At 69.9% G+C, this 22,891-nt stretch carries 27 protein-coding genes; all 27 read left to right on the top strand.

Translation table 11 applies throughout. From position 1 onward, the window contains the following. The first annotated feature begins 163 nt into the window (after positions 1-163). The 27 genes from rpoB (at position 164) to rpmD (ending at position 22,891) form a co-directional block, all read left to right on the top strand. A complete protein-coding gene (gene rpoB / locus WCD41_RS17575; RefSeq protein WP_337714744.1) occupies positions 164-3,649 on the top strand; it encodes a DNA-directed RNA polymerase subunit beta in 3,486 nt (1,161 codons plus the stop codon). Positions 3,650-3,730: 81 nt separating this feature from the next. After that, a complete protein-coding gene (locus tag WCD41_RS17570) occupies positions 3,731-7,639 on the top strand; it encodes a DNA-directed RNA polymerase subunit beta' (protein ID WP_337714743.1) in 3,909 nt (1,302 codons plus the stop codon). A gap of 765 nt (positions 7,640-8,404) precedes the next feature. Further along, the gene (gene rpsL, locus WCD41_RS17565) at positions 8,405-8,779 is read left to right on the top strand and encodes a 30S ribosomal protein S12 (protein ID WP_116708457.1); all 375 of its coding nucleotides are present in this window, start codon (positions 8,405-8,407) and stop codon (positions 8,777-8,779) included. A gap of 1 nt (position 8,780) precedes the next feature. Next, a complete protein-coding gene (gene rpsG, locus WCD41_RS17560) occupies positions 8,781-9,251 on the top strand; it encodes a 30S ribosomal protein S7 (protein ID WP_337714742.1) in 471 nt (156 codons plus the stop codon). 99 nt (positions 9,252-9,350) lie between these two features. Then, a complete protein-coding gene (gene fusA, locus WCD41_RS17555; protein WP_337714741.1) occupies positions 9,351-11,453 on the top strand; it encodes an elongation factor G in 2,103 nt (700 codons plus the stop codon). A gap of 190 nt (positions 11,454-11,643) precedes the next feature. Beyond that, complete coding sequence (tuf, locus tag WCD41_RS17550; RefSeq protein WP_133829621.1) at positions 11,644-12,837, top strand: elongation factor Tu; 1,194 nt, start codon at positions 11,644-11,646, stop codon at positions 12,835-12,837. Between the two features lie 422 nt (positions 12,838-13,259). Beyond that, on the top strand, positions 13,260-13,565 hold the full coding sequence (rpsJ, locus tag WCD41_RS17545; RefSeq protein WP_018177839.1) for a 30S ribosomal protein S10: 306 nt from the start codon (positions 13,260-13,262) through the stop codon (positions 13,563-13,565). A gap of 8 nt (positions 13,566-13,573) precedes the next feature. Further along, positions 13,574-14,269: a 50S ribosomal protein L3 gene (gene rplC / locus WCD41_RS17540; protein ID WP_337714740.1), complete on the top strand. Its 696-nt coding sequence runs from the start codon at positions 13,574-13,576 to the stop codon at positions 14,267-14,269. 224 nt (positions 14,270-14,493) lie between these two features. Further along, positions 14,494-15,141 carry a 50S ribosomal protein L4 gene (rplD, locus tag WCD41_RS17535; RefSeq protein WP_337714883.1) on the top strand — a complete coding sequence of 216 codons (648 nt, stop codon included), beginning with the start codon at positions 14,494-14,496 and terminating at the stop codon, positions 15,139-15,141. Continuing rightward, positions 15,138-15,443 carry a 50S ribosomal protein L23 gene (rplW, locus tag WCD41_RS17530; protein ID WP_274200572.1) on the top strand — a complete coding sequence of 102 codons (306 nt, stop codon included), beginning with the start codon at positions 15,138-15,140 and terminating at the stop codon, positions 15,441-15,443. The genes rplD and rplW overlap by 4 nt, the downstream gene beginning before the upstream one ends. A 3-nt stretch (positions 15,444-15,446) precedes the next feature. Continuing rightward, a complete protein-coding gene (gene rplB / locus WCD41_RS17525; protein ID WP_337714739.1) occupies positions 15,447-16,289 on the top strand; it encodes a 50S ribosomal protein L2 in 843 nt (280 codons plus the stop codon). A 22-nt stretch (positions 16,290-16,311) separates the two neighbouring features. Next, entirely contained in the window at positions 16,312-16,593 is a 282-nt protein-coding gene (rpsS, locus tag WCD41_RS17520) for a 30S ribosomal protein S19 (protein ID WP_116708465.1), read from the top strand. A 54-nt stretch (positions 16,594-16,647) separates the two neighbouring features. After that, positions 16,648-17,052, top strand: coding sequence for a 50S ribosomal protein L22 (rplV, locus tag WCD41_RS17515; RefSeq protein WP_337714738.1), 405 nt, complete (start codon positions 16,648-16,650; stop codon positions 17,050-17,052). Then, a complete protein-coding gene (gene rpsC, locus WCD41_RS17510) occupies positions 17,052-17,918 on the top strand; it encodes a 30S ribosomal protein S3 (RefSeq protein WP_133829615.1) in 867 nt (288 codons plus the stop codon). Before rplV ends, rpsC begins: the two co-directional genes overlap by 1 nt. Positions 17,919-17,921: 3 nt before the next feature. Next, on the top strand, positions 17,922-18,338 hold the full coding sequence (gene rplP / locus WCD41_RS17505; RefSeq protein WP_133829614.1) for a 50S ribosomal protein L16: 417 nt from the start codon (positions 17,922-17,924) through the stop codon (positions 18,336-18,338). Next, positions 18,338-18,574, top strand: a complete 237-nt coding sequence (rpmC, locus tag WCD41_RS17500; protein ID WP_337714737.1) for a 50S ribosomal protein L29 — start codon at positions 18,338-18,340, stop codon at positions 18,572-18,574. Before rplP ends, rpmC begins: the two co-directional genes overlap by 1 nt. After that, positions 18,571-18,909 carry a 30S ribosomal protein S17 gene (gene rpsQ / locus WCD41_RS17495; protein WP_279536776.1) on the top strand — a complete coding sequence of 113 codons (339 nt, stop codon included), beginning with the start codon at positions 18,571-18,573 and terminating at the stop codon, positions 18,907-18,909. The genes rpmC and rpsQ overlap by 4 nt, the downstream gene beginning before the upstream one ends. A 46-nt stretch (positions 18,910-18,955) precedes the next feature. Continuing rightward, positions 18,956-19,324 carry a 50S ribosomal protein L14 gene (gene rplN, locus WCD41_RS17490; RefSeq protein WP_116708470.1) on the top strand — a complete coding sequence of 123 codons (369 nt, stop codon included), beginning with the start codon at positions 18,956-18,958 and terminating at the stop codon, positions 19,322-19,324. 3 nt (positions 19,325-19,327) lie between these two features. Continuing rightward, positions 19,328-19,651, top strand: coding sequence for a 50S ribosomal protein L24 (rplX, locus tag WCD41_RS17485; RefSeq protein ID WP_337714736.1), 324 nt, complete (start codon positions 19,328-19,330; stop codon positions 19,649-19,651). Continuing rightward, positions 19,648-20,220: a 50S ribosomal protein L5 gene (gene rplE, locus WCD41_RS17480; RefSeq protein ID WP_337714735.1), complete on the top strand. Its 573-nt coding sequence runs from the start codon at positions 19,648-19,650 to the stop codon at positions 20,218-20,220. Before rplX ends, rplE begins: the two co-directional genes overlap by 4 nt. Before the next feature lies 1 nt (position 20,221). Beyond that, positions 20,222-20,407 (top strand): type Z 30S ribosomal protein S14, encoded by a 186-nt coding sequence (locus WCD41_RS17475; protein WP_133829609.1) that lies wholly within the window; start codon positions 20,222-20,224, stop codon positions 20,405-20,407. Next, positions 20,404-20,667 carry a hypothetical protein gene (locus tag WCD41_RS17470; RefSeq protein ID WP_337714734.1) on the top strand — a complete coding sequence of 88 codons (264 nt, stop codon included), beginning with the start codon at positions 20,404-20,406 and terminating at the stop codon, positions 20,665-20,667. The genes WCD41_RS17475 and WCD41_RS17470 overlap by 4 nt, the downstream gene beginning before the upstream one ends. Continuing rightward, positions 20,664-21,062 (top strand): 30S ribosomal protein S8, encoded by a 399-nt coding sequence (rpsH, locus tag WCD41_RS17465; RefSeq protein ID WP_337714733.1) that lies wholly within the window; start codon positions 20,664-20,666, stop codon positions 21,060-21,062. The genes WCD41_RS17470 and rpsH overlap by 4 nt, the downstream gene beginning before the upstream one ends. A gap of 19 nt (positions 21,063-21,081) precedes the next feature. Continuing rightward, a complete protein-coding gene (gene rplF / locus WCD41_RS17460) occupies positions 21,082-21,618 on the top strand; it encodes a 50S ribosomal protein L6 (protein WP_337714732.1) in 537 nt (178 codons plus the stop codon). Further along, on the top strand, positions 21,618-22,028 hold the full coding sequence (gene rplR / locus WCD41_RS17455; protein WP_337714731.1) for a 50S ribosomal protein L18: 411 nt from the start codon (positions 21,618-21,620) through the stop codon (positions 22,026-22,028). Before rplF ends, rplR begins: the two co-directional genes overlap by 1 nt. 40 nt (positions 22,029-22,068) lie before the next feature. Further along, positions 22,069-22,710: a 30S ribosomal protein S5 gene (rpsE, locus tag WCD41_RS17450; RefSeq protein ID WP_337714730.1), complete on the top strand. Its 642-nt coding sequence runs from the start codon at positions 22,069-22,071 to the stop codon at positions 22,708-22,710. Between the two features lies 1 nt (position 22,711). Further along, on the top strand, positions 22,712-22,891 hold the full coding sequence (rpmD, locus tag WCD41_RS17445) for a 50S ribosomal protein L30 (protein WP_337714729.1): 180 nt from the start codon (positions 22,712-22,714) through the stop codon (positions 22,889-22,891).

The following is a 22,891-nucleotide window of genomic DNA, read 5'->3' as shown; positions in this document are numbered from 1 at the left end:
CCGCCATGCGTGGCTAGACTGTCGGATCGCGCTGCCCTACGTCTGTCATCTCACCCGTGTGCCGACGCCCGGGCCGCGTCCACGCCGCCCGGGCGCTGCGCTGCGTACCGGACGGTGAAGCTACTGACAGCGTTCAGACAGCGTTGTTCCGGAAGGACGCATCTTGGCAGTTACCCGCGCCACCAAGGTCTCGAACCACCACGCGTCGTTCCCCGGGGCGCCCACCCGGGTCTCCTTCGCCAAGCTGGACCAGCCCCTCGAGGTTCCCGACCTGCTCTCCCTGCAGACCCAGTCGTTCGAGTGGCTGGTCGGCAGCGAGGAGTGGTTCGAGCGTCGCGTGGAGGCGGGTGAGGAGCTCCCCGTCGGTGGCCTGGAGGAGGTCCTCTCCGAGATCTCCCCCATCGAGGACTTCTCCGGCTCCATGAGCCTGTCCTTCTCCGACCCGCGCTTCGACGAGGTCAAGGCCTCCGTCGAGGAGTGCAAGGACAAGGACATGACGTACTCGGCGCCGCTGTTCGTCACGGCCGAGTTCACCAACAACACCACTGGCGAGATCAAGAGCCAGACGGTCTTCATGGGCGACTTCCCCGTGATGACCGACAAGGGCACGTTCATCATCAACGGCACCGAGCGCGTCGTCGTGTCGCAGCTCGTCCGTTCCCCCGGTGTCTACTTCGACCGCACGGTCGACAAGACCACCGACAAGGACGTGTTCAGCGTCAAGATCATCCCCAGCCGCGGTGCGTGGCTGGAGTTCGACGTCGACAAGCGCGACACCGTCGGTGTGCGCATCGACCGCAAGCGCCGCCAGCCGGTCACCGTGCTGCTGAAGGCCCTCGGCTGGACCACCGAGCAGATCCAGGAGAAGTTCAACTTCTCCGAGACGCTGCTGGCCACCCTGGAGAAGGACTCCACCGCCGGGCAGGACGAGGCCCTGCTCGACATCTACCGCAAGCTGCGTCCGGGCGAGCCGCCCACGCGCGAGAGCGCCCAGACGCTCCTGGAGAACCTCTTCTTCAAGGACAAGCGCTACGACCTGGCGAAGGTCGGCCGCTACAAGGTGAACAAGAAGCTCGGGTCGGACGTCGAGCCGTCCACGGGCACACTCACCGAGGACGACATCATCAACACGATCTCCTACCTCGTGCGCCTGCACGCGGGGGAGACCGAGTCCGAGGCGCCCGACGGCTCGGGGCCGATCCCGGTCGAGACCGACGACATCGACCACTTCGGCAACCGCCGCCTGCGCACCGTCGGCGAGCTCATCCAGAACCAGATCCGGGTGGGCCTGTCCCGCATGGAGCGCGTCGTGCGCGAGCGCATGACGACCCAGGACGTCGAGGCCATCACGCCGCAGACCCTGATCAACATCCGGCCCGTCGTGGCCGCGATCAAGGAGTTCTTCGGCACCTCGCAGCTCTCGCAGTTCATGGACCAGACCAACCCGCTCGCGGGCCTGACCCACAAGCGCCGGCTCTCGGCGCTGGGTCCGGGCGGTCTGTCGCGTGAGCGCGCGGGCATGGAGGTCCGCGACGTCCACCCGTCGCACTACGGCCGCATGTGCCCGATCGAGACGCCGGAAGGCCCGAACATCGGCCTCATCGGCTCGCTGTCGAGCTTCGCGCGGGTCAACCCGTTCGGCTTCATCGAGACGCCGTACCGCAAGGTCGTCGAGGGTGTCGTCACCGACCAGATCGACTACCTGACGGCCGACGAGGAGGACCGCTTCGTCGTCGCGCAGGCCAACGCGCCGCTCGACGACGACGGCCACTTCACCGAGGACCGCGTGCTGGTCCGGCGCAAGGGCGGCGACGTCGACCTCATCGCGCCGACCCGCGTCGACTACATGGACGTCTCGCCGCGCCAGATGGTGTCGGTCGCGACGGCCATGATCCCGTTCCTCGAGCACGACGACGCCAACCGCGCGCTGATGGGCGCCAACATGCAGCGCCAGTCGGTGCCGCTGCTGCGCTCGGAGTCGCCGCTGGTCGGCACGGGCATGGAGCTGCGGGCCGCCGTCGACGCCGGTGACGTCATCGCCACCGACCGCGCCGGCGTGGTCGAGGAGCTCTGCGCGGACTACATCACGATCATGGACGACGAGGGGCAGCGCACCACCCACCGTCTCCACAAGTTCACGCGGTCCAACCAGGGCACCTGCATCAACCAGAAGCCGATCGTCTCCGAGGGCGACCGCGTCGAGGCCCGCCAGGTCCTCGCCGACGGGCCGTGCACCGAGGACGGCGAGATGGCCCTCGGGAAGAACCTCCTCGTGGCGATCATGCCGTGGGAGGGCCACAACTACGAGGACGCGATCATCCTGTCGCAGCGCCTCGTGCAGGACGACGTCCTGACCTCGATCCACATCGAGGAGCACGAGATCGACGCCCGCGACACCAAGCTGGGCGCCGAAGAGATCACCCGGGACATCCCGAACGTCTCCGAGGAGGTCCTGGCCGACCTCGACGAGCGCGGCATCATCCGCATCGGCGCCGAGGTCGCGGACGGCGACATCCTCGTCGGCAAGGTGACGCCGAAGGGCGAGACCGAGCTGACCCCGGAGGAGCGCCTGCTGCGCGCGATCTTCGGTGAGAAGGCGCGCGAGGTGCGCGACACCTCGCTGAAGGTCCCGCACGGCGAGACCGGCAAGGTCATCGGCATCCGGGTGTTCTCCCGCGACGACGACGACGAGCTGCCGCCCGGGGTCAACGAGCTGGTCCGCGTCTACGTGGCCCAGAAGCGCAAGATCTCCGAGGGCGACAAGCTTGCCGGCCGCCACGGCAACAAGGGCGTCATCGGCAAGATCCTGCCGGTCGAGGACATGCCGTTCCTCGCCGACGGGACGCCGGTCGACATCGTCCTCAACACCCACGGTGTGCCGCGACGGATGAACATCGGCCAGGTGCTCGAGACCCACCTCGGGTGGATCGCGAAGAGCGGCTGGGAGGTCGACCCGGACAACACCGCCGAGTGGGCCGTGAACATGCCCGACGACATGCGCCGCGTGGAGCCCGACACGAACACCGCGACGCCGGTGTTCGACGGTGCCCGCCAGGCCGAGATCGGCGGGCTGCTCGGCTCGACGCTGCCCAACCGGGACGGCGTCCGGCTGGTCGGCGAGGACGGCAAGGCGCAGATCTTCGACGGACGTACCGGCGAGCCCTACCCGCACCAGATCGCGGTGGGCTACATGTACATCCTCAAGCTGCTGCACCTGGTGGACGACAAGATCCACGCCCGCTCGACGGGCCCGTACTCGATGATCACCCAGCAGCCGCTGGGCGGGAAGGCGCAGTTCGGCGGTCAGCGCTTCGGCGAGATGGAGTGCTGGGCCATGCAGGCCTACGGCGCGGCCTACACGCTGCAGGAGCTGCTGACCATCAAGTCCGACGACGTGCTCGGCCGCGTGAAGGTCTACGAGGCCATCGTCAAGGGCGAGAACATCCCCGAGCCGGGCATCCCCGAGTCGTTCAAGGTGCTGCTCAAGGAGCTCCAGTCGCTGTGCCTCAACGTGGAGGTGCTGTCCTCGGACGGCGCCGCCATCGAGATGCGCGACGGCGACGACGAGGACCTCGAGCGCGCGGCCGCGAACCTCGGGATCAACCTGTCCCGCAACGAGTCGCCGTCGGTCGACGACGTCGTGAACTGACCTCGCTCGCCGGCCCCGGGCATCACCGGGGCCGGCCTGCGGACCCTCTAGAAAACAGCTCACCCATCCAGGGGAGAACCTTTGCTCGACGTCAACTTCTTCGACGAGCTGCGGATCGGTCTGGCCACCGCCGACGACATCCGCCAGTGGTCCTTCGGCGAGGTCAAGAAGCCCGAGACCATCAACTACCGCACGCTCAAGCCCGAGAAGGACGGACTCTTCTGCGAGAAGATCTTCGGCCCCACCCGGGACTGGGAGTGCTACTGCGGCAAGTACAAGCGCGTCCGCTTCAAGGGCATCATCTGTGAGCGCTGCGGCGTCGAGGTGACCCGGGCCAAGGTGCGCCGCGAGCGCATGGGCCACATCGAGCTGGCCGCGCCGGTCACGCACATCTGGTACTTCAAGGGCGTCCCCTCGCGCCTGGGCTACCTGCTCGACCTGGCGCCCAAGGACCTCGAGAAGATCATCTACTTCGCGGCGTACGTGATCACGGACGTCAACACCGACCAGCGCCACAACGACCAGTCGACGCTCGAGAACGAGATCTCGGGCGAGCGCAAGCGTCTCGAGACGCAGCGCGACAACGACCTCGAGGCGCGCGCCCAGAAGCTCGAGAGCGACATCGCCGAGCTCGAGTCCGAGGGCGCCAAGTCGGACGTCCGGCGCAAGGTCAAGGAGGGCGGCGAGCGCGAGATGCGCCAGCTGCGCGACCGTGCGCAGCGCGAGATCGACCGCCTCGACGAGGTCTGGACGACCTTCACCAAGCTCGACCGTGGTCAGCTCATCTCGGACGAGACGCTCTACCGCGAGCTCTACGACCGCTACGCCGACTACTTCACCGGCGCCATGGGTGCCGAGGCGATCCAGAAGCTCCTGGAGACCTTCGACATCGAGGCCGAGGCCGAGAACCTCCGCGAGACCATCCGCAGCGGCAAGGGGCAGCGCAAGCTGCGCGCGCTCAAGCGGCTCAAGGTCGTCGCGGCGTTCCAGGCCACCGGCAACCGGCCCACGGGCATGGTGCTCGACTGCGTCCCGGTCATCCCGCCGGACCTGCGCCCGATGGTGCAGCTCGACGGTGGCCGCTTCGCGACGTCGGACCTCAACGACCTGTACCGCCGGGTCATCAACCGCAACAACCGCCTCAAGCGACTGATCGACCTCGGCGCGCCCGAGATCATCGTCAACAACGAGAAGCGGATGCTGCAGGAGGCCGTCGACGCGCTGTTCGACAACGGCCGCCGTGGCCGGCCGGTGACCGGGCCGGGCAACCGTCCGCTCAAGTCGCTGTCCGACCTGCTCAAGGGCAAGCAGGGCCGGTTCCGCCAGAACCTGCTCGGCAAGCGCGTCGACTACTCGGGCCGTTCGGTCATCGTCGTCGGCCCGCAGCTCAAGCTGCACCAGTGCGGCCTGCCCAAGCAGATGGCGCTCGAGCTGTTCAAGCCGTTCGTCATGAAGCGGCTGGTCGACCTCAACCACGCCCAGAACATCAAGTCCGCGAAGCGGATGGTCGAGCGTCAGCGCGGCCAGGTCTGGGACGTGCTCGAGGAGGTCATCAACGAGCACCCGGTGATGCTGAACCGGGCGCCCACGCTGCACCGCCTCGGCATCCAGGCCTTCGAGCCGCAGCTGGTCGAGGGCAAGGCGATCCAGCTGCACCCGCTGGTCTGCGAGGCGTTCAACGCCGACTTCGACGGTGACCAGATGGCGGTCCACCTGCCGCTGTCCGCCGAGGCGCAGGCCGAGGCCCGCATCCTCATGCTGTCGGCGAACAACATCCTCTCGCCGGCGTCGGGCAAGCCGCTGGCCATGCCCCGCCTCGACATGGTGACGGGTCTGTACTACCTGACCCAGCGCCGCGAGGGGACCACCGGCGAGGGCCAGGCGTTCTCGTCGGCGGCCGAGGCGATCATGGCCTACGACCTGGGGTCGCTCGACCTGCAGGCGCCGTGCCGGATCCGCGTCGACGGCACCGTCGTGCCCGGTCCGGGGATGACCAACGGGGAGTACGAGCCCGGCAAGCCGTGGCTCGCCGACACCACACTGGGCCGGGTGCTCTTCAACGAGCTGCTGCCGGAGGACTACCCCTTCGTCAACGACCAGCTCCCGAAGAAGCGCCAGGCCGCGATCATCAACGACCTGGCCGAGCGGTACTCGATGACCGAGGTCGCGATGACCCTGGACCGGCTCAAGGACGCCGGCTTCCACTGGGCCACGCGCTCGGGCGTCACGATCGCCATCGACGACGTCGTCGTGCCCCCGCGCAAGCAGGAGATCCTCGACGAGTACGAGGGGCGCGCGGAGCAGGTCAACAAGCGCTACCAGCGCGGTGCGCTCTCCTACCAGGAGCGCAACGACGAGATGGTGCGCATCTGGGGCCAGGCCACCGAGGAGGTGGCGAAGGCGATGGAGGACAACTTCCCCGCCGACAACTCCATCTCCCGGATCGTCGCCTCCGGCGCGGCCGGCAACATGACCCAGGTGCGCCAGCTCGCGGGCATGAAGGGCCTGGTCGCGAACCCGAAGGGTGAGTTCATCCCGCGGCCGATCAAGTCCAACTTCCGCGAGGGCTTCTCGGTGGTCGAGTACTTCATCTCGACCCACGGCACGCGCAAGGGTCTCGCCGACACCGCGCTGCGTACCGCCGACTCGGGCTACCTCACCCGGCGCCTGGTCGACGTCTCGCAGGACGTCATCGTCCGCGAGGTCGACTGCGGCACCGAGCGGGGCATCCCGATGCCGATCGGTGAGGAGGGGCCGAACGGGCTCGTCCGCGACGTGCACGTCGACACCAGCGTCTACACGCGGACGGCGGCCTCGGCCGTCACCGACGACGCCGGCAACGAGCTGCTCGGGCGCGGCGCCGACATCGGCCAGCAGGCCATCGACGCCCTTCTCGCGGCGGGCGTCGGCAAGGTCCGCGTCCGCAGCGTGCTGACCTGCGACTCGGCCCAGGGCGTCTGCGCGATGTGCTACGGCCGCTCGCTGGCGACCGGCCAGCTCGTCGACGTCGGCGAGGCGGTCGGCATCGTCGCCGCGCAGTCGATCGGTGAGCCCGGCACGCAGCTCACGATGCGCACCTTCCACACCGGTGGCGTCGCGGGTGAGGACATCACCACGGGTCTGCCGCGTGTGCAGGAGCTCTTCGAGGCCCGCGTCCCGAAGGGCAAGGCGCCCATCGCCGACGTGGACGGCCGCATCCAGCTCGAGGACGGCGACAAGTTCTGGAAGATCACCCTCATCCCGGACGACGGGAGCGAGGAGGTCGTCTACGACAAGCTGTCCAAGCGCCAGCGGCTCGCGACGCTGCCGGTCGACGGATCCGAGCGCCCGCTGCAGGACGGCGACCACGTCGGCGTCGGGCAGCAGCTGCTCGAGGGCACGGCCGACCCGCACGAGGTGCTGCGCGTGATGGGCCCCCGCGAGGTGCAGCTGCACCTCGTCGACCAGGTGCAGAAGGTGTACCGGTCGCAGGGTGTGTCGATCCACGACAAGCACATCGAGGTCATCGTCCGGCAGATGCTCCGCCGGGTGACGATCATCGACTCGGGCGCCACCGAGTTCCTGCCCGGTGGTGTCGTCGACCGCGCCGAGTTCGAGGCGGCCAACCGCAAGGTGGTCTCCGAGGGCGGCGACCCGGCGGCGGCCCGCCCGGTGCTCATGGGCATCACGAAGGCCTCGCTGGCCACCGAGTCGTGGCTGTCCGCCGCCTCCTTCCAGGAGACGACGCGCATCCTGACCAACGCGGCCATCGAGGGGAAGTCCGACAGCCTCGTGGGGCTGAAGGAGAACGTGATCATCGGAAAGCTGATCCCGGCCGGCACCGGCATCAACCGGTACCGGAACATCCAGGTCCAGCCGACCGAGGAGGCCCGCGCGGCCGCCTACGCCCTGCCGAGCTACGACGACGGGTACTACGCCCCGGACGTCTTCGGCTCCGGCACCGGCGCGGCCGTGCCGCTCGACGACTACGACTTCGGGCAGTTCCGCTGACCCTGTAAGTCGCTCGCGACACCGAAGGGCGTCCCCGCTGCTGGCGGGGGCGCCCTTCGTCGTGTGTGCGGGGGTGGACGGAGATCAGCAGGCGGAAAGACACCTCCTCGGGGGCCCGCGAGGTGCGTTTCCGCCTGCTGATCTCCGCCCGGGGGAGGGGCCGACGCCGCGGGGTGACCGGGCCCCGCACCGGCGCGTCGGCGCCCCGAGGCGCCGGGGCGTGGAGCGAGGGCGTCCCTGGCTGCCTGCCACGCAGTCAGGGAGTCCCTCGCTCGCACGTCGGCGCAGTCGGGGCGTCCCTCGCTAGCCTCGGCGCCCCGGGAATCGCCGGCGCCCGCGTGGCGTTGCACCCGTCACGGGACACGGGGCCGGGCGCAGCTTGCCGCGCGGGCGCCTCGGGGTATCCTCGCCACCAGCCCGGTCGGTGCGGTGCAGTCACCCGCGTCGGCATGGCCGCCACGGCACTCGGCGGTCGAGGGCATCGGAGGGGCCGCGGCGCAGGACACCGACGGCGTCGCCGGGCCGCTGCAGGCGGCGTCCGGCACCCTGATCCGACCCGCCGGGATATGCCCTGACGCACGCGCGTACCCTGGTGTCCAGTGCCCGACGTGGTCGGGTCGCTCCGCGTGCCCCGGATGTGCGGTGCGCCGGTCCGAGTACCCCGAGGACCCTGGCGCCCCCGACGCCGGGACGGTCCGCCGCCGGCGTACCGGGACGCGGAGCACGCAGCCCGATCAGCAGCAGAGGAACGGAAACAGCCGGTCGATGCCCACCATCCAGCAGTTGGTCCGCCGGGGCCGCGAGGACAAGGTCGAGAAGACCAAGACCGCGGCCCTCAAGGGGAGCCCGCAGCGCCGCGGCGTCTGCACCCGCGTCTACACCACCACGCCGAAGAAGCCGAACTCCGCGCTGCGCAAGGTCGCGCGCGTCCGGCTCTCGAACGGCATCGAGGTCACCGCCTACATCCCCGGTGAGGGCCACAACCTGCAGGAGCACTCGATCGTGCTCGTGCGCGGCGGTCGCGTGAAGGACCTGCCGGGCGTTCGCTACAAGATCATCCGCGGTGCGCTGGACACGCAGGCGGTCAAGAACCGCAAGCAGGCCCGCAGCCGCTACGGGACGAAGAAGGACAAGAGCTGACATGCCGCGCAAGGGACCCGCTCCGAAGCGTCCGCTCGTCGCCGACCCGGTGTACGGGTCGCCGCTCGTGACGCAGCTGGTGAACAAGGTGCTCGTCGACGGCAAGCGCTCGCTGGCCGAGCGCATCGTCTACGGGGCGATGGAGGGCTGCCGGGAGCGCAACGGCGCCGACCCGGTGGTCACGCTCAAGCGGGCGCTGGACAACGTGAAGCCGGCCCTCGAGGTCCGCAGCCGCCGTGTCGGTGGCGCGACCTACCAGGTGCCGATCGAGGTCCGTGCCGGGCGCTCGACCACGCTCGGGCTGCGCTGGCTGATCACCTACTCCCGGGCGCGCCGGGAGAAGACGATGATCGACCGGCTCACCAACGAGCTGCTCGACGCCTCGAACGGTCTCGGGGCGAGCGTCAAGCGACGCGAGGACACCCACAAGATGGCGGAGTCGAACAAGGCGTTCGCGCACTACCGCTGGTGACCGTCACGTCCTCCGGGTGCGAACCACCCGGCGGGACGGACGGTCGGAGACACCCGCCGCGGGACCCGCGGCGACGAACCGACGGGAAGAGGAAATCTCGTGGCACGCGACGTGCTGACCGACCTGGGCAAGGTCCGCAACATCGGGATCATGGCCCACATCGACGCGGGCAAGACCACCACGACCGAACGCGTCCTGTTCTACACCGGCATCAACTACAAGATCGGTGAGGTCCACGACGGCGCGGCCACGATGGACTGGATGGAGGAGGAGCAGAAGCGCGGCATCACGATCACGTCCGCCGCGACGACCTGCTTCTGGAAAGACCACCAGATCAACATCATCGACACGCCGGGCCACGTCGACTTCACGGTCGAGGTGGAGCGCTCGCTGCGCGTCCTGGACGGCGCGGTCGCCGTCTTCGACGGCAAGGAGGGTGTCGAGCCCCAGTCGGAGACGGTGTGGCGGCAGGCCGACACGTACAACGTCCCGCGCATCTGCTTCGTCAACAAGATGGACAAGCTCGGTGCGGACTTCTACTTCACCGTGCAGACCATCAAGGACCGCCTCGGCGCCAAGCCGCTGGTCCTGCAGCTCCCGATGGGCAGCGAGTCGGAGTTCTACGGCGTCATCGACCTGGTCCGCCAGCGCGCGCTGACCTGGCGCGGTGAGGTCTCCAAGGGCGAGGACTACGCCGTCGAGGAGATCCCGGAGGACCGGCTCGAGGAGGTCGAGGAGTACCGCACGGCCCTCCTCGAGGCCATCGCCGAGAACGACGAGGCGCTCATGGAGCGCTACTTCGCCGGCGAGGAGCTCACGGTCGAGGAGATCGAGCACGGCATCCGCGCCGTGACGGTCACCGGCGACTACTACCCGGTCATCTGCGGCTCGGCGTTCAAGAACAAGGGCGTGCAGCCCATGCTCGACGCCGTCATCGCGTACCTGCCGGCGCCGACCGACGTCCCGGCCGTCAACGGCACGCTGCTCGACGGCGAGACCGCCGTGCAGCGCCACGCGACGACCGACGAGCCGTTCGCCGCGCTCGCGTTCAAGATCGCCGCGCACCCGTTCTACGGGAAGCTGACCTACGTCCGCGTGTACTCGGGCAAGCTCGCCCAGGGCACGCAGATCATCAACTCGACCAAGGACCGGAAGGAGCGCATCGGCAAGCTGCTGCAGATGCACTCCAACAAGGAGAACCCGGTCGACGAGGCACGGGCCGGCCACATCTACGCGGTGGTGGGCCTCAAGGACACGACCACGGGCGACACCCTCTGCGACCCGCAGAACCCGGTGATCCTCGAGTCGATGACCTTCCCGGAGCCGGTCATCTCCGTCGCGGTCGAGCCGAAGTCGAAGGCCGACCAGGAGAAGCTCTCCACGGCCATCCAGCGTCTCGCCGACGAGGACCCGACCTTCCGGGTCAACCTCGACGACGAGACCGGCCAGACGATCATCTCGGGCATGGGCGAGCTCCACCTCGAGGTGCTGGTCAACCGGATGAAGTCCGACTTCAAGGTCGAGGCCAACATCGGCAAGCCGCAGGTGGCCTACCGCGAGACCATCCGCAGCACGGTCGAGAAGTACGAGTACACGCACAAGAAGCAGACCGGTGGCTCGGGGCAGTTCGCCCGGGTCATCATCAAGCTCGAGCCGCTCGAGAAGACGGCCGACGGCCCGCTCTACGAGTTCTCGAACAAGGTGACCGGTGGCCGCGTCCCCCGGGAGTACATCCCCTCGGTGGACGAGGGTGCGCAGGACGCGATGCAGTACGGCATCGTGGCCGGCTACCCGATGGTCGGGCTCAAGCTGACGCTGCTCGACGGGCAGTACCACGAGGTCGACTCCTCGGAGATGGCCTTCAAGGTGGCCGGGTCGATGGCGCTCAAGGAGGCGGCCCGCAAGGCCGACCCCGCGCTGCTCGAGCCGGTGATGGCGGTCGAGGTGAACACGCCCGAGGAGTACATGGGCGACGTCATCGGCGACCTCAACTCCCGCCGTGGCCAGATCCAGGCCATGGAGGAGCGGGCCGGCGGCCGCGTCGTGCGCGCGATCGTCCCGCTGTCGGAGATGTTCGGCTACGTCGGCGACCTGCGGTCGCGGACCCAGGGCCGGGCGAACTACTCCATGCAGTTCGAGCGCTACGCGGAGGTCCCGGCCAACGTGGCCAAGGAGATCATCGCCAAGGCGACCGGCGAGTGACGAGGTCCGCCGCCGGGGTGACGAGCCCCGGTGGTGGACCACGTCGCGGGACGTCACGAGGCTTTCGCTAGCCTCGTGACGGCCCTCTCGGTCCTCCGAGACACGGCAGGACCCACCGACGAGCACCACCTGAGCTCGTCCCACCACGAGGGACGCGCCCGGAGAACAGAAGTCCAGGAGGACGAGAGCAGTGGCGAAGGCCAAGTTCGAGCGGACCAAGCCGCACGTCAACATCGGCACCATCGGTCACATCGACCACGGGAAGACGACGCTCACCGCGGCGATCACCAAGGTGCTGCACGACAAGTTCCCGCAGCTGAACCAGGCGTCGGCGTTCGACATGATCGACAAGGCGCCCGAGGAGCGGCAGCGCGGCATCACGATCTCGATCGCGCACGTCGAGTACCAGACCGAGAAGCGCCACTACGCGCACGTCGACTGCCCCGGGCACGCCGACTACGTCAAGAACATGATCACCGGCGCGGCCCAGATGGACGGCGCCATCCTCGTGGTGGCCGCCACCGACGGCCCCATGCCGCAGACCCGCGAGCACGTGCTGCTCGCCCGCCAGGTCGGCGTCCCCTACATCGTGGTGGCGCTGAACAAGGCGGACATGGTCGACGACGAGGAGATCATGGAGCTCGTCGAGATGGAGGTCCGCGAGCTCCTGTCCTCGCAGGACTTCCCCGGTGACGACCTCCCCGTGGTCCGCGTCTCGGCGCTCAAGGCGCTCGAGGGCGACGCCGAGTGGGGCGACGCGATCATGTCGCTGATGGACGCCGTCGACGACAGCATCCCGTCGCCGGAGCGTGACACCGACAAGCCGTTCCTCATGCCCGTCGAGGACGTCTTCACGATCACCGGTCGCGGCACGGTCGTCACCGGCCGCGTGGAGCGCGGCATCGTCAAGGTGAACGAGGAGGTGGAGATCATCGGCATCCGTGCGAAGTCGACGAAGACCACCACCACGGGCATCGAGATGTTCCGCAAGCTCCTCGACGAGGGGCGCGCCGGCGACAACGTCGGTCTGCTCCTGCGCGGCATCAAGCGCGAGGACGTCGAGCGCGGCATGGTCATCGGCAAGCCTGGCTCGATCACCCCGCACACCGAGTTCGAGGGCCAGGTCTACATCCTGGGCAAGGACGAGGGCGGACGGCACACGCCGTTCTTCAACAACTACCGCCCGCAGTTCTACTTCCGGACCACCGACGTCACCGGCGTGGTGACGCTGCCGGAGGGCACCGAGATGGTCATGCCCGGTGACAACACCGAGATGTCCGTCCAGCTGATCCAGCCGATCGCCATGGAGGAGGGCCTCCAGTTCGCCATCCGTGAGGGTGGCCGGACGGTCGGCGCCGGTCAGGTCACGAAGATCAGCAAGTAGCAGTACCCGGGGCCCCGGTGCACGGGCGCGCGAGCGCCCGTGCGACACTGGTCCCCTAGCTCGCACAGGGCGGTCGGCTCATGCGGTATCGAGTCGGCCGCCCTGTCGTGAGCGGGGGTCCGAGAGCTACAGGGTGGGCCCGGACCGACGGTCACCGGCCGGCGGTCCACCGTGCCGCCGCCTCGTGAGGGGCGCGGGACGGACACACGTTGAACAGCGCGGGGTCCGCGGGGCCGCACACGGGCGAGAGCCGGTGGCGGAGCCTGCCGACCGACCCGACACACCCGACCGCGTGGACCGGAGACGGTCTCGCTCGGGTGGGGTGCGGGCGGAGGCATGTGCACCGGGGCGTCTCGAGAACCTGGCCAGCTGCCGGAGGCACGCGTCTCCGGCAGGACGAGAAGAGGAACGGCAAAGCCACCATGGCGGGACAGAAGATCCGCATCCGGCTCAAGGCCTACGACCACGAAGCGATCGACGCGTCGGCTCGGAAGATCGTCGAGACCGTGACGCGCACCGGCGCCTCCGTGGTCGGGCCGGTGCCGCTGCCGACCGAGAAGAACGTGTACTGCGTCATCCGCTCGCCGCACAAGTACAAGGACTCGCGCGAGCACTTCGAGATGCGCACGCACAAGCGGCTGATCGACATCGTCGACCCGACGCCGAAGACGGTGGACGCGCTCATGCGCATCGACCTGCCGGCGAGCGTCGACGTCAACATCCAGTGAGGTCGGGAATGACTGCAGCACACTCCCCGGCCAAGCCGGAGCGGCAGATGAGCGGCGTCCTCGGCACCAAGGTCGGGATGACGCAGGTCTTCGACGAGGCCAACCGCATCGTCCCCGTGACCGTCGTCAAGGCCGGCCCCTGCGTCGTCACGCAGGTGCGGACGCCCTCGGTCGACGGCTACAACGCCGTGCAGATCGCCTACGGCGCGATCGACCCGCGCAAGGTGAACAAGCCCGAGACGGGCCACTTCTCCAAGGCCGGCGTCACGCCGCGCCGCCACCTCGCCGAGCTCCGCACCAGTGACGCGGGCTCCTACGAGGTCGGCCAGGAGGTCACCGCCGAGACCTTCTCCGCCGGCAACGTCGTCGACGTCTCCGGCACGAGCAAGGGCAAGGGCACCGCCGGCGTCATGAAGCGCCACGGCTTCGGCGGCCTCGGGGCCAGCCACGGCACGCAGCGCAAGCACCGCTCGCCCGGCTCCATCGGCGGCTGCGCCACCCCGGCGCGCGTCTTCAAGGGCACGCGCATGGCCGGCCGCATGGGCAACGTGAAGACCACCACCCAGAACCTGACCGTGCACGGCGTCGACGCCGACGCGGGCCTGCTGCTCATCCGCGGCGCCGTTCCGGGCCCGCGCGGCGGCCTCGTCCTCGTGACCACGGCGGCGAAGGTCGACCCCGCGAAGGGCGGTGCTGACCAGTGACCACCCCTGACGGACACACGCCCGGCGTGACCGACACCGAGGGCCCCGACGGCGGCGAGCAGGTCTCGTCCGGCACGGGGTCGGCGACGGCGGCCGCCACGGCGACACTGCAGGCGTCGCGCCCGCAGACCGCGCGCCGTAGCGGCTACTCGGCCGGCGAGGCCCGTCGCCTCGCGCGCCGTGACGCCCACGCGCAGGCCGCCGGCGAGAGCCGCACGGTGTCGGTGCACACGCCCACGGGCGGCACCGACGGCACCGCGGAGCTCCCGGGCGAGCTGTTCGACGCCCCGGCCAGCACGGCGCTGATGCACCAGGTCGTCACCGCGCAGCTCGCGGCGGCCCGCCAGGGCACGCACGACACCAAGACCCGCGGCGAGACCCGCGGCGGCGGCAAGAAGCCGTACCGCCAGAAGGGCACCGGCCGCGCCCGTCAGGGTTCGGTGCGCGCCCCGCAGTTCACCGGCGGCGGCACCGTCCACGGCCCGACGCCGCGCGACTACGACCAGCGGACCCCGAAGAAGATGAAGGCGGCGGCCCTGCGCGGCGCGCTGTCGGACCGCGCCCGCCACGAGCGCATCCACGTCTTCTCGGCGCTGGTCGACGGCGACACCCCGTCGACCAAGGGCGCGCGCACCGCGCTCGAGGGCGTCGTGACGCCGGGCCGCGAGCACCGCCACGTCCTCGCGGTCATCGCCCGCGACGACGAGACGGCCCGCCGCAGCCTGGCCAACCTGCCGTCGGTCCACCTGCTCACGCAGGACCAGCTGAACACCTACGACGTCCTGCGGGCCGACGACGTGGTCTTCACGACCGCCGCGCTCGAGGCGTTCGTGGCCGCCCGCACCGCGGGTGGACAGGAGGTCGAGAAGTGATCGCCGACCCGCGAGACGTGATCATCGCGCCGGTCATCTCCGAGAAGAGCTACGGGCTCCTCGAGGAGCGCCAGTACACGTTCCTGGTGCGCCCGGACGCGAACAAGACGCAGATCAAGATCGCCGTCCAGGAGATCTTCGACGTGCAGGTCGCCAGCGTGAACACGCTGAACCGCGAGGGCAAGCGCAAGCGCTCCCGCCGCGGCTTCGGCAAGCGCAAGGACACCAAGCGCGCGGTCGTGACGGTGACGCCCGAGAGCCGGACCATCGACGTGTTCGGCGCGCCCGGGGCAGGGAGCTGACCAATGGGAATCCGTAGGTACAAGCCGACGACCTCCGGGCGGCGCGGCGCGAGCGTCTCGGACTTCGCCGAGATCACGCGCGACCACCCGGAGAAGTCGCTGGTCCGTCCGCTGCACAACAAGGGCGGCCGCAACGTCACCGGGCGCATCACCACCCGGCACCAGGGCGGCGGCCACAAGCGGGCGTACCGGCTCATCGACTTCCGTCGCCACGACAAGGACGGCGTGCCGGCCAAGGTCGCGCACATCGAGTACGACCCGAACCGCAGCGCCCGCATCGCCCTGCTGCACTACGCCGACGGCGAGAAGCGCTACATCATCGCGCCGGAGCGTCTGGTGCAGGGCGCCACGGTGGAGAACGGCCCGAAGGCCGACATCAAGCCGGGCAACAACCTGCCGATGCGCAACATCCCCACCGGCACGGTGATCCACGCGATCGAGCTCCGCCCCGGCGGCGGCGCGAAGATCGCCCGCTCGGCCGGCGCCCGCGTCCAGCTGGTCGCCAAGGACGGGCCGTACGCCCAGCTGCGGATGCCCTCGGGCGAGATCCGCAACGTCGACGTCCGCTGCCGCGCCACCATCGGCGAGGTCGGCAACGCCGAGCACTCGAACATCAACTGGGGCAAGGCGGGCCGCAACCGCTGGCGAGGCAAGCGCCCCACCGTCCGCGGTGTCGTCATGAACCCGGTCGACCACCCGCACGGCGGTGGCGAGGGCAAGACCTCGGGTGGGCGCCACCCGGTCAACCCCGCCGGTACGCCGGAGGGCCGCACCCGAGGCCGGAAGGAGAGCGACCGCATGATCGTGCGTCGCCGCCGCACCGGCAAGGGCAAGAAGAAGCGCTGACGGAGCAGGAGGGAGCGAAGCGATGCCACGCAGTCTCAAGAAGGGCCCGTTCGTCGACGACCACCTGCTCAAGAAGGTGGACGCGCTCAACGAGGCCAACCGCAAGACCGTCATCCGGACCTGGTCCCGGCGGTCGACGATCATCCCGGACATGATCGGCCACACGCTGGCCGTCCACGACGGGCGCAAGCACGTCCCGGTGTTCGTCTCGGAGTCCATGGTCGGGCACAAGCTCGGCGAGTTCGCCCCGACCCGCACGTTCCGCGGGCACGTCAAGGAGGACCGCCGCTCCCGTCGCCGCTAGGCGACGCCGGAGCGCGGGACCCCCATGGCCCGGAATCAGGAAGGAACGTCAGAGATGTCTGCACCAGCCGACACGGCCCCTCGTGGCGCCGTGGCGCGGGCGCGGTACGTGCGCATGTCGCCGATGAAGGTCCGCCGCGTGGTCGACCTGGTCCGCGGCATGCCGGTCGGCCAGGCCGCCTCGGTGCTGGAGTTCGCCCAGCAGAAGGCGGCCGGCCCCGTGGCCAAGGTCGTCGCGAGCGCGGTGGCCAACGCCGAGAACAACGTCGACCTGGACCCGTCGAACCTCGTGATCTCCACGATCACGGTCGACGAGGGTCCGACCATGAAGCGGTTCCAGCCCCGCGCGCAGGGCCGGGCGTACCGCATCCGGAAGCGGACCAGCCACATCTACGTCGAGGTCACCGAGGTGGCCCAGGCGCAGGGCGGCCGTCCGCGCGCGAAGAGGAGTGGCCGCTGATGGGCCAGAAGATCAACCCGCACGGCTTCCGCCTCGGCATCACCACCGACTGGAAGTCGCGCTGGTACGCCGACAAGCAGTACGCGGACTACGTCGCCGAGGACGTCAAGATCCGTCGCATGCTCTCCAAGGGCATGGAGCGCGCCGGGATCTCGAAGGTGGAGATCGAGCGCACCCGCGACCGCGTCCGCGTCGACATCCACACCGCCCGCCCCGGCATCGTCATCGGCCGCCGCGGCGCCGAGGCCGACCGCCTGCGCGGCAACCTCGAGAAGCTGACCGGCAAGCAGGTCCAGCTCAACATCCTCGAGGTCAAGGGCGCCGAGGCGGACGCGCAGCTCGTCGCGCAGGGCGTGGCCGAGCAGCTGTCCAACCGCGTGTCGTTCCGCCGCGCGATGCGCAAGGCCATGCAGTCGGCCATGCGCTCGCCGGGCGTCAAGGGCATCCGGGTCCAGTGCTCCGGCCGGCTCGGCGGTGCCGAGATGTCGCGCTCGGAGTTCTACCGCGAGGGGCGCGTGCCGCTGCACACGCTGCGCGCCGAGATCGACTACGGCCTGTTCGAGGCCCGGACCAACTTCGGCCGCATCGGCGTGAAGGTCTGGATCTACAAGGGCGACGTCGTCGGCGGGAAGCGCGAGTCGGAGCGCCAGGCCGCGCTCGACGCCGCGACCCGTGACCCCCGTGGCGGCCGCGGCCGCGGCGGTGGCAACGACCGTCCGCGCGGCCGTCGTTCCGGCTCCTCGGGCACCACCGGCACCAGCACCGAGGCCGGGCGTGCCGCGGCGGAGCAGGCGGCCGCCGGTGCCAGCACGGGTGGCGCGCCGGCCGGTGCGGCCCCCGAGGCGACCACGCAGACGGAGTCCTGAGCCATGCTGATCCCCCGCAAGGTCAAGTACCGCAAGCAGCACCGTCCGGACCGGACGGGCGCCGCCAAGGGCGGCACCCAGATGTCCTTCGGTGACTACGGCATCCAGGCCCTGGAGCACGCCTACGTCACCAACCGGCAGATCGAGTCCGCCCGTATCGCCATCACGCGGCACATCCGTCGTGGCGGCAAGGTGTGGATCAACATCTTCCCGGACCGCCCGCTGACCAAGAAGCCCGCCGAGACCCGCATGGGTTCCGGCAAGGGCTCGCCCGAGAAGTGGGTGGCGAACGTGAAGCCGGGCCGGGTCATGTTCGAGATGAGCTACCCGAACGAGGCCACGGCCCGCGAGGCCCTGCGCCGCGCTCAGCACAAGCTGCCGATGCGCTGCCGCATCGTGAGCCGTGAGGAGACCTTCTGATGGCCGCCGGAACCCCCGCCGCGGAACTGCGTGAGCTCACGGGCGAGGAGCTCGTGGCCCGCGCCCGCGAGGCCAAGGCCGAGCTGTTCAACCTGCGCTTCCAGATGGCGACCGGACAGCTGGACAACAACCGCCGGCTGCGGACCGTCCGGCACGACATCGCGCGGATCTACACCGTGATGCGCGAGCGCGAGCTGGGCCTGTCCGTGGCCCCGGATGAGGAGGGAGCGGCATGACCAGCGCCGCCGACAGCGAGCAGGTGGCGTCCGAGGTCAAGGCCGACGCCCCCGCCGAGCAGAAGCCGGGAGACCGGAACGACGACCGCGGCCTGCGCAAGACCCGCGAGGGCCTGGTCGTCTCGGACAAGATGGCCAAGACCATCGTCGTCAGCCTCGAGGACCGGGTGAAGCACCCGCGCTACTCGAAGGTCATCCGGCGCACGAAGAAGGTCAAGGCCCACGACGAGAACAACACCGCCGGCCCGGGTGACCGCGTGCTCCTCATGGAGACGCGGCCGCTGTCGGCCACGAAGCGGTGGCGCCTCGTCGAGATCCTCGAGAAGGCCAAGTGAGCCCTAGAAACCGTCCGCTCGTGCGGGCAGGTCAGGAGAAGAAGCAGTGATCCAGCAGGAGTCGCGGCTGCGTGTCGCCGACAACACCGGAGCCAGGGAGATCCTGTGCATCCGCGTGCTCGGTGGTTCCTCACGCCGCTACGCGGGCATCGGCGACGTCATCGTGGCGACCGTCAAGGAGGCCATCCCGGCCTCCGGGGTCAAGCGCGGTGACGTCGTGAAGGCCGTCGTCGTGCGCACCCGCAAGGAGAAGCGCCGCCCGGACGGCTCGTACATCAAGTTCGACGAGAACGCCGCCGTCATCATCAAGAACGACCGTGAGCCCCGCGGGACCCGCATCTTCGGCCCGGTGGGCCGCGAGCTGCGCGACAAGAGGTTCATGCGGATCATCTCGCTCGCGCCGGAGGTGCTGTAGCAGATGAAGGTCAAGAAGGGCGACACGGTCGTCGTCATCGCCGGCAAGGACAAGGGCGCCAAGGGCAAGGTCATCAAGGCCTTCCCCGACCGCGAGCGCGTGCTCGTCGAGGGCGTCAACCGGATCAAGAAGCACACCGCCCAGTCCGCCAACCAGCGCGGTGCCCAGAGCGGCGGGATCGTCACGCAGGAGGCGCCCATCCACGCCTCGAACGTGATGGTCGTCGACGCCGACGGCAAGCCGACCCGCGTCGGCACCCGTGAGGGTGGCGAGGGCGAGCCGAAGCGCGTGCGCATCTCGCGGCGCAGCGGGAAGGACCTCTCGTGACCAGTACCGAAGCTCCCGAGACGACCCGTCCCCGGCTGCAGCAGCGCTACCACGACGCGATCAAGCCGGCGCTGACGGAGCAGTTCGGGTACGCGAACCCGATGCTCGTCCCCGGCGTCGTCAAGGTCGTCGTCAACATGGGTGTCGGCGAGGCCGCGCGCGACTCGAAGCTGATGGAGGGCGCGGTCCGCGACCTCACCCTCATCGCCGGCCAGAAGCCGGAGATCCGCAAGGCCCGCAAGTCGATCGCGCAGTTCAAGCTGCGTGAGGGCATGCCGATCGGCGCCCGCGCCACCCTGCGTGGCGCGCGCATGTGGGAGTTCCTGGACCGGCTGCTGACCATCGGTCTGCCGCGCATCCGTGACTTCCGCGGCCTGTCGCCCAAGCAGTTCGACGGGTCCGGCAACTACACGTTCGGTCTCTCGGACCAGACGATGTTCCACGAGATCGACCAGGACTCGATCGACCGGCCGCGGGGGATGGACATCACCGTGGTCACCTCCGCGACGACCGACGAGGAGGGCCGGGCGCTGCTCCGTCAGCTCGGCTTCCCGTTCAGGGAGAACTGAGATGGCGAAGAAGGCACTGGTCAACAAGGCCGCGAAGACGCCGAAGTTCAAGGTGCGCGGTTACACGCGCTGCAACCGCTGCGGGCGTGCCCGTGCGGTGCTGCGGAAGTTCGGGCTCTGCCGGGTCTGCCTGCGCGAGATGGCCCACCGGGGCGAGCTCCCGGGCGTGAGCAAGGCGTCCTGGTGAGCCCGACGAACACCTCCGACATCACCGAGGGCCCCGTGGCCCCCGAGGCGCCGGTCGACGGGGCCATCGCCCCCGAGCTCCTGCGTCTCATCCAGCGCGTCGCCCACCGCGAGCACCTGCTCGACGGCACGGCCCAGAGCCGTGGGCAGTCGCGCGTCCGTACCACCGCTGACAGCTCCACACGCCGCAGGCCCGCCATCGGGAGCGCGCGCACGCGCGCCACCCGGGGAACCACGGCGAGGAAGGTGACCTGGTCATGACGATGACCGACCCGATCGCGGACATGCTCACGCGCATCCGCAACGCCAACTCGGCGTTCCACGAGAGCGCGACCATGCCGCACAGCAAGCTCAAGGCGCACGTCGCGCAGGTCCTGCTGGACCAGGGCTACATCGCCGGCTACCGCACCGAGGCCGCGACCGTGGGCCAGTCCCTCGTGGTCGATCTCAAGTACGGGCCGAACCGCGAGCGCAGCATCGCCGGCATCAAGCGGGTCTCGAAGCCCGGCCTGCGCATCTACGCGAAGTCCAACGAGCTCCCCCGGGTGCTCGGCGGGCTCGGCGTCGCGATCATCTCGACGTCCTCCGGGCTCCTGACCGACCGGCAGGCCCACCAGCGACGGATGGGCGGGGAAGTCCTCGCCTTCGTCTGGTAGCGGGAAGGGGAACCGAACCATGTCACGCATCGGCAAGGCCCCGATCACCGTGCCGTCGGGCGTCGACGTCACCGTCGAGGGCCGGAACGTCACCGTGAAGGGTCCGAAGGGCACCCTCAGCCACCAGGTCGACGAGCCCATCACGGTCTCGCTCGACGACGGTGTGCTCTCGGTGCAGCGGCCCGACGACGAGCGCGAGAGCCGTGCGCTGCACGGGCTGTCCCGCTCGCTGCTCAACAACCTGGTGCAGGGCGTCTCGCAGGGCTACGAGCGCAAGCTCGAGATCCACGGCGTCGGCTACCGCGTGCAGCTGCGCGGCTCGGACCTCGAGTTCGCGCTCGGCTTCAGCCACCCGGTGAAGATCACCCCGCCGGACGGCATCACGTTCGCGGTCGAGAGCCCGACCCGGTTCTCGGTCCAGGGCATCGACAAGCAGCTGGTCGGCCAGGTGGCCGCCAACATCCGGTGGCTGCGCCGTCCCGACCCCTACAAGGGCAAGGGCGTCCGCTACGCCGGCGAGCAGATCCGCCGCAAGGTCGGGAAGACGGGCAAGTGATGGCTGAGTCCACCGGAACCACCACCAAGGCCCGGGGCCACCTGGGCACCAACGTGTCGGAGACCCGGCGCACGGGTCGCGTGCGGCGCCACGTCCGGCTGCGCAAGAAGATCGCCGGCACGCCGTCGCGCCCGCGCCTGGTCGTCACCCGCTCCACGCGGCACATCACGGCGCAGGTGGTCGACGACATCGCCGGCCACACGCTCGCCCACGCCTCCACCCTGGAGGCCGACGTGCGCGGGCTGGAGGGCGACAAGAAGGCCCAGGCCGCCAAGGTCGGGGAGCTCGTCGCCTCCCGCGCCAAGGAGCAGGGCATCGACGCGGTCGTCTTCGACCGCGGCGGGCGCCGCTACCACGGCCGCATCGCGCAGCTCGCGGATGCGGCCCGCGAGGGGGGTCTGCAGTTCTGATGCGGACCTCCGAGACGAACACGAACGGAAGGAACTCCTGATGCCGGGACGTGCACGGCGCGACGGCCAGCAGGGCCCGGCCGGCTCCGGGCAGCAGGGCGGCGAGCGTCAGGGCGGCAGCGCCGGTCGCGACCGCCAGCAGGGCGGCCGCGACCGCCAGCAGGACCGCACCCCGCACCTCGAGCGGGTCGTGGCCATCAACCGCGTGGCCAAGGTCGTCAAGGGCGGCCGCCGCTTCAGCTTCACCGCCCTGGTCGTCGTCGGCGACGGCGACGGCATGGTCGGTGTCGGCTACGGCAAGGCCAAGGAGGTGCCGGCCGCGATCGCCAAGGGCGTGGAGGAGGCGAAGAAGAACTTCTTCCGCGTCCCCCGGGTCGGCGGCACCATCACCCACCCCGTGCAGGGCGAGGAGGCGGCGGGCGTGGTCCTGCTGCGCCCGGCCAGCCCCGGTACCGGTGTCATCGCCGGTGGCCCGGTGCGCGCGGTGCTGGAGTGCGCGGGGATCGCGGACGTGCTGTCCAAGTCCCTGGGCAGCCAGAACGCGATCAACATCGTGCACGCCACGGTGGCGGCGCTGAAGGGCCTGCAGGTCCCCGAGGCCGTCGCCGCCCGCCGCGGGCTGCCCCTCGAGGACGTGGCGCCGGCGCGGATGCTCCGCGCCCGCGCCGGGCAGGGGGCCTGACATGGCCGAGCTCAAGGTCACCCAGACCCGCTCCGAGATCGGCGGCAAGCGCAACCAGCGCGAGTCCCTGCGGACGCTGGGCCTGCGGCGCATCGGCGCGACGGTCGTCCGTCCCGACACGCCCCAGAACCGGGGCCTGATCAACACCGTCCGTCACCTCGTGACGGTCGAGGAGGTGTGA

The organism is Actinomycetospora aeridis, assembly GCF_037400275.1.
Taxonomy (GTDB): domain Bacteria; phylum Actinomycetota; class Actinomycetes; order Mycobacteriales; family Pseudonocardiaceae; genus Actinomycetospora; species Actinomycetospora aeridis.
Note: the sequence above shows the minus strand (reverse complement) of the source record. Positions and strands in the feature narration are given on the sequence as shown.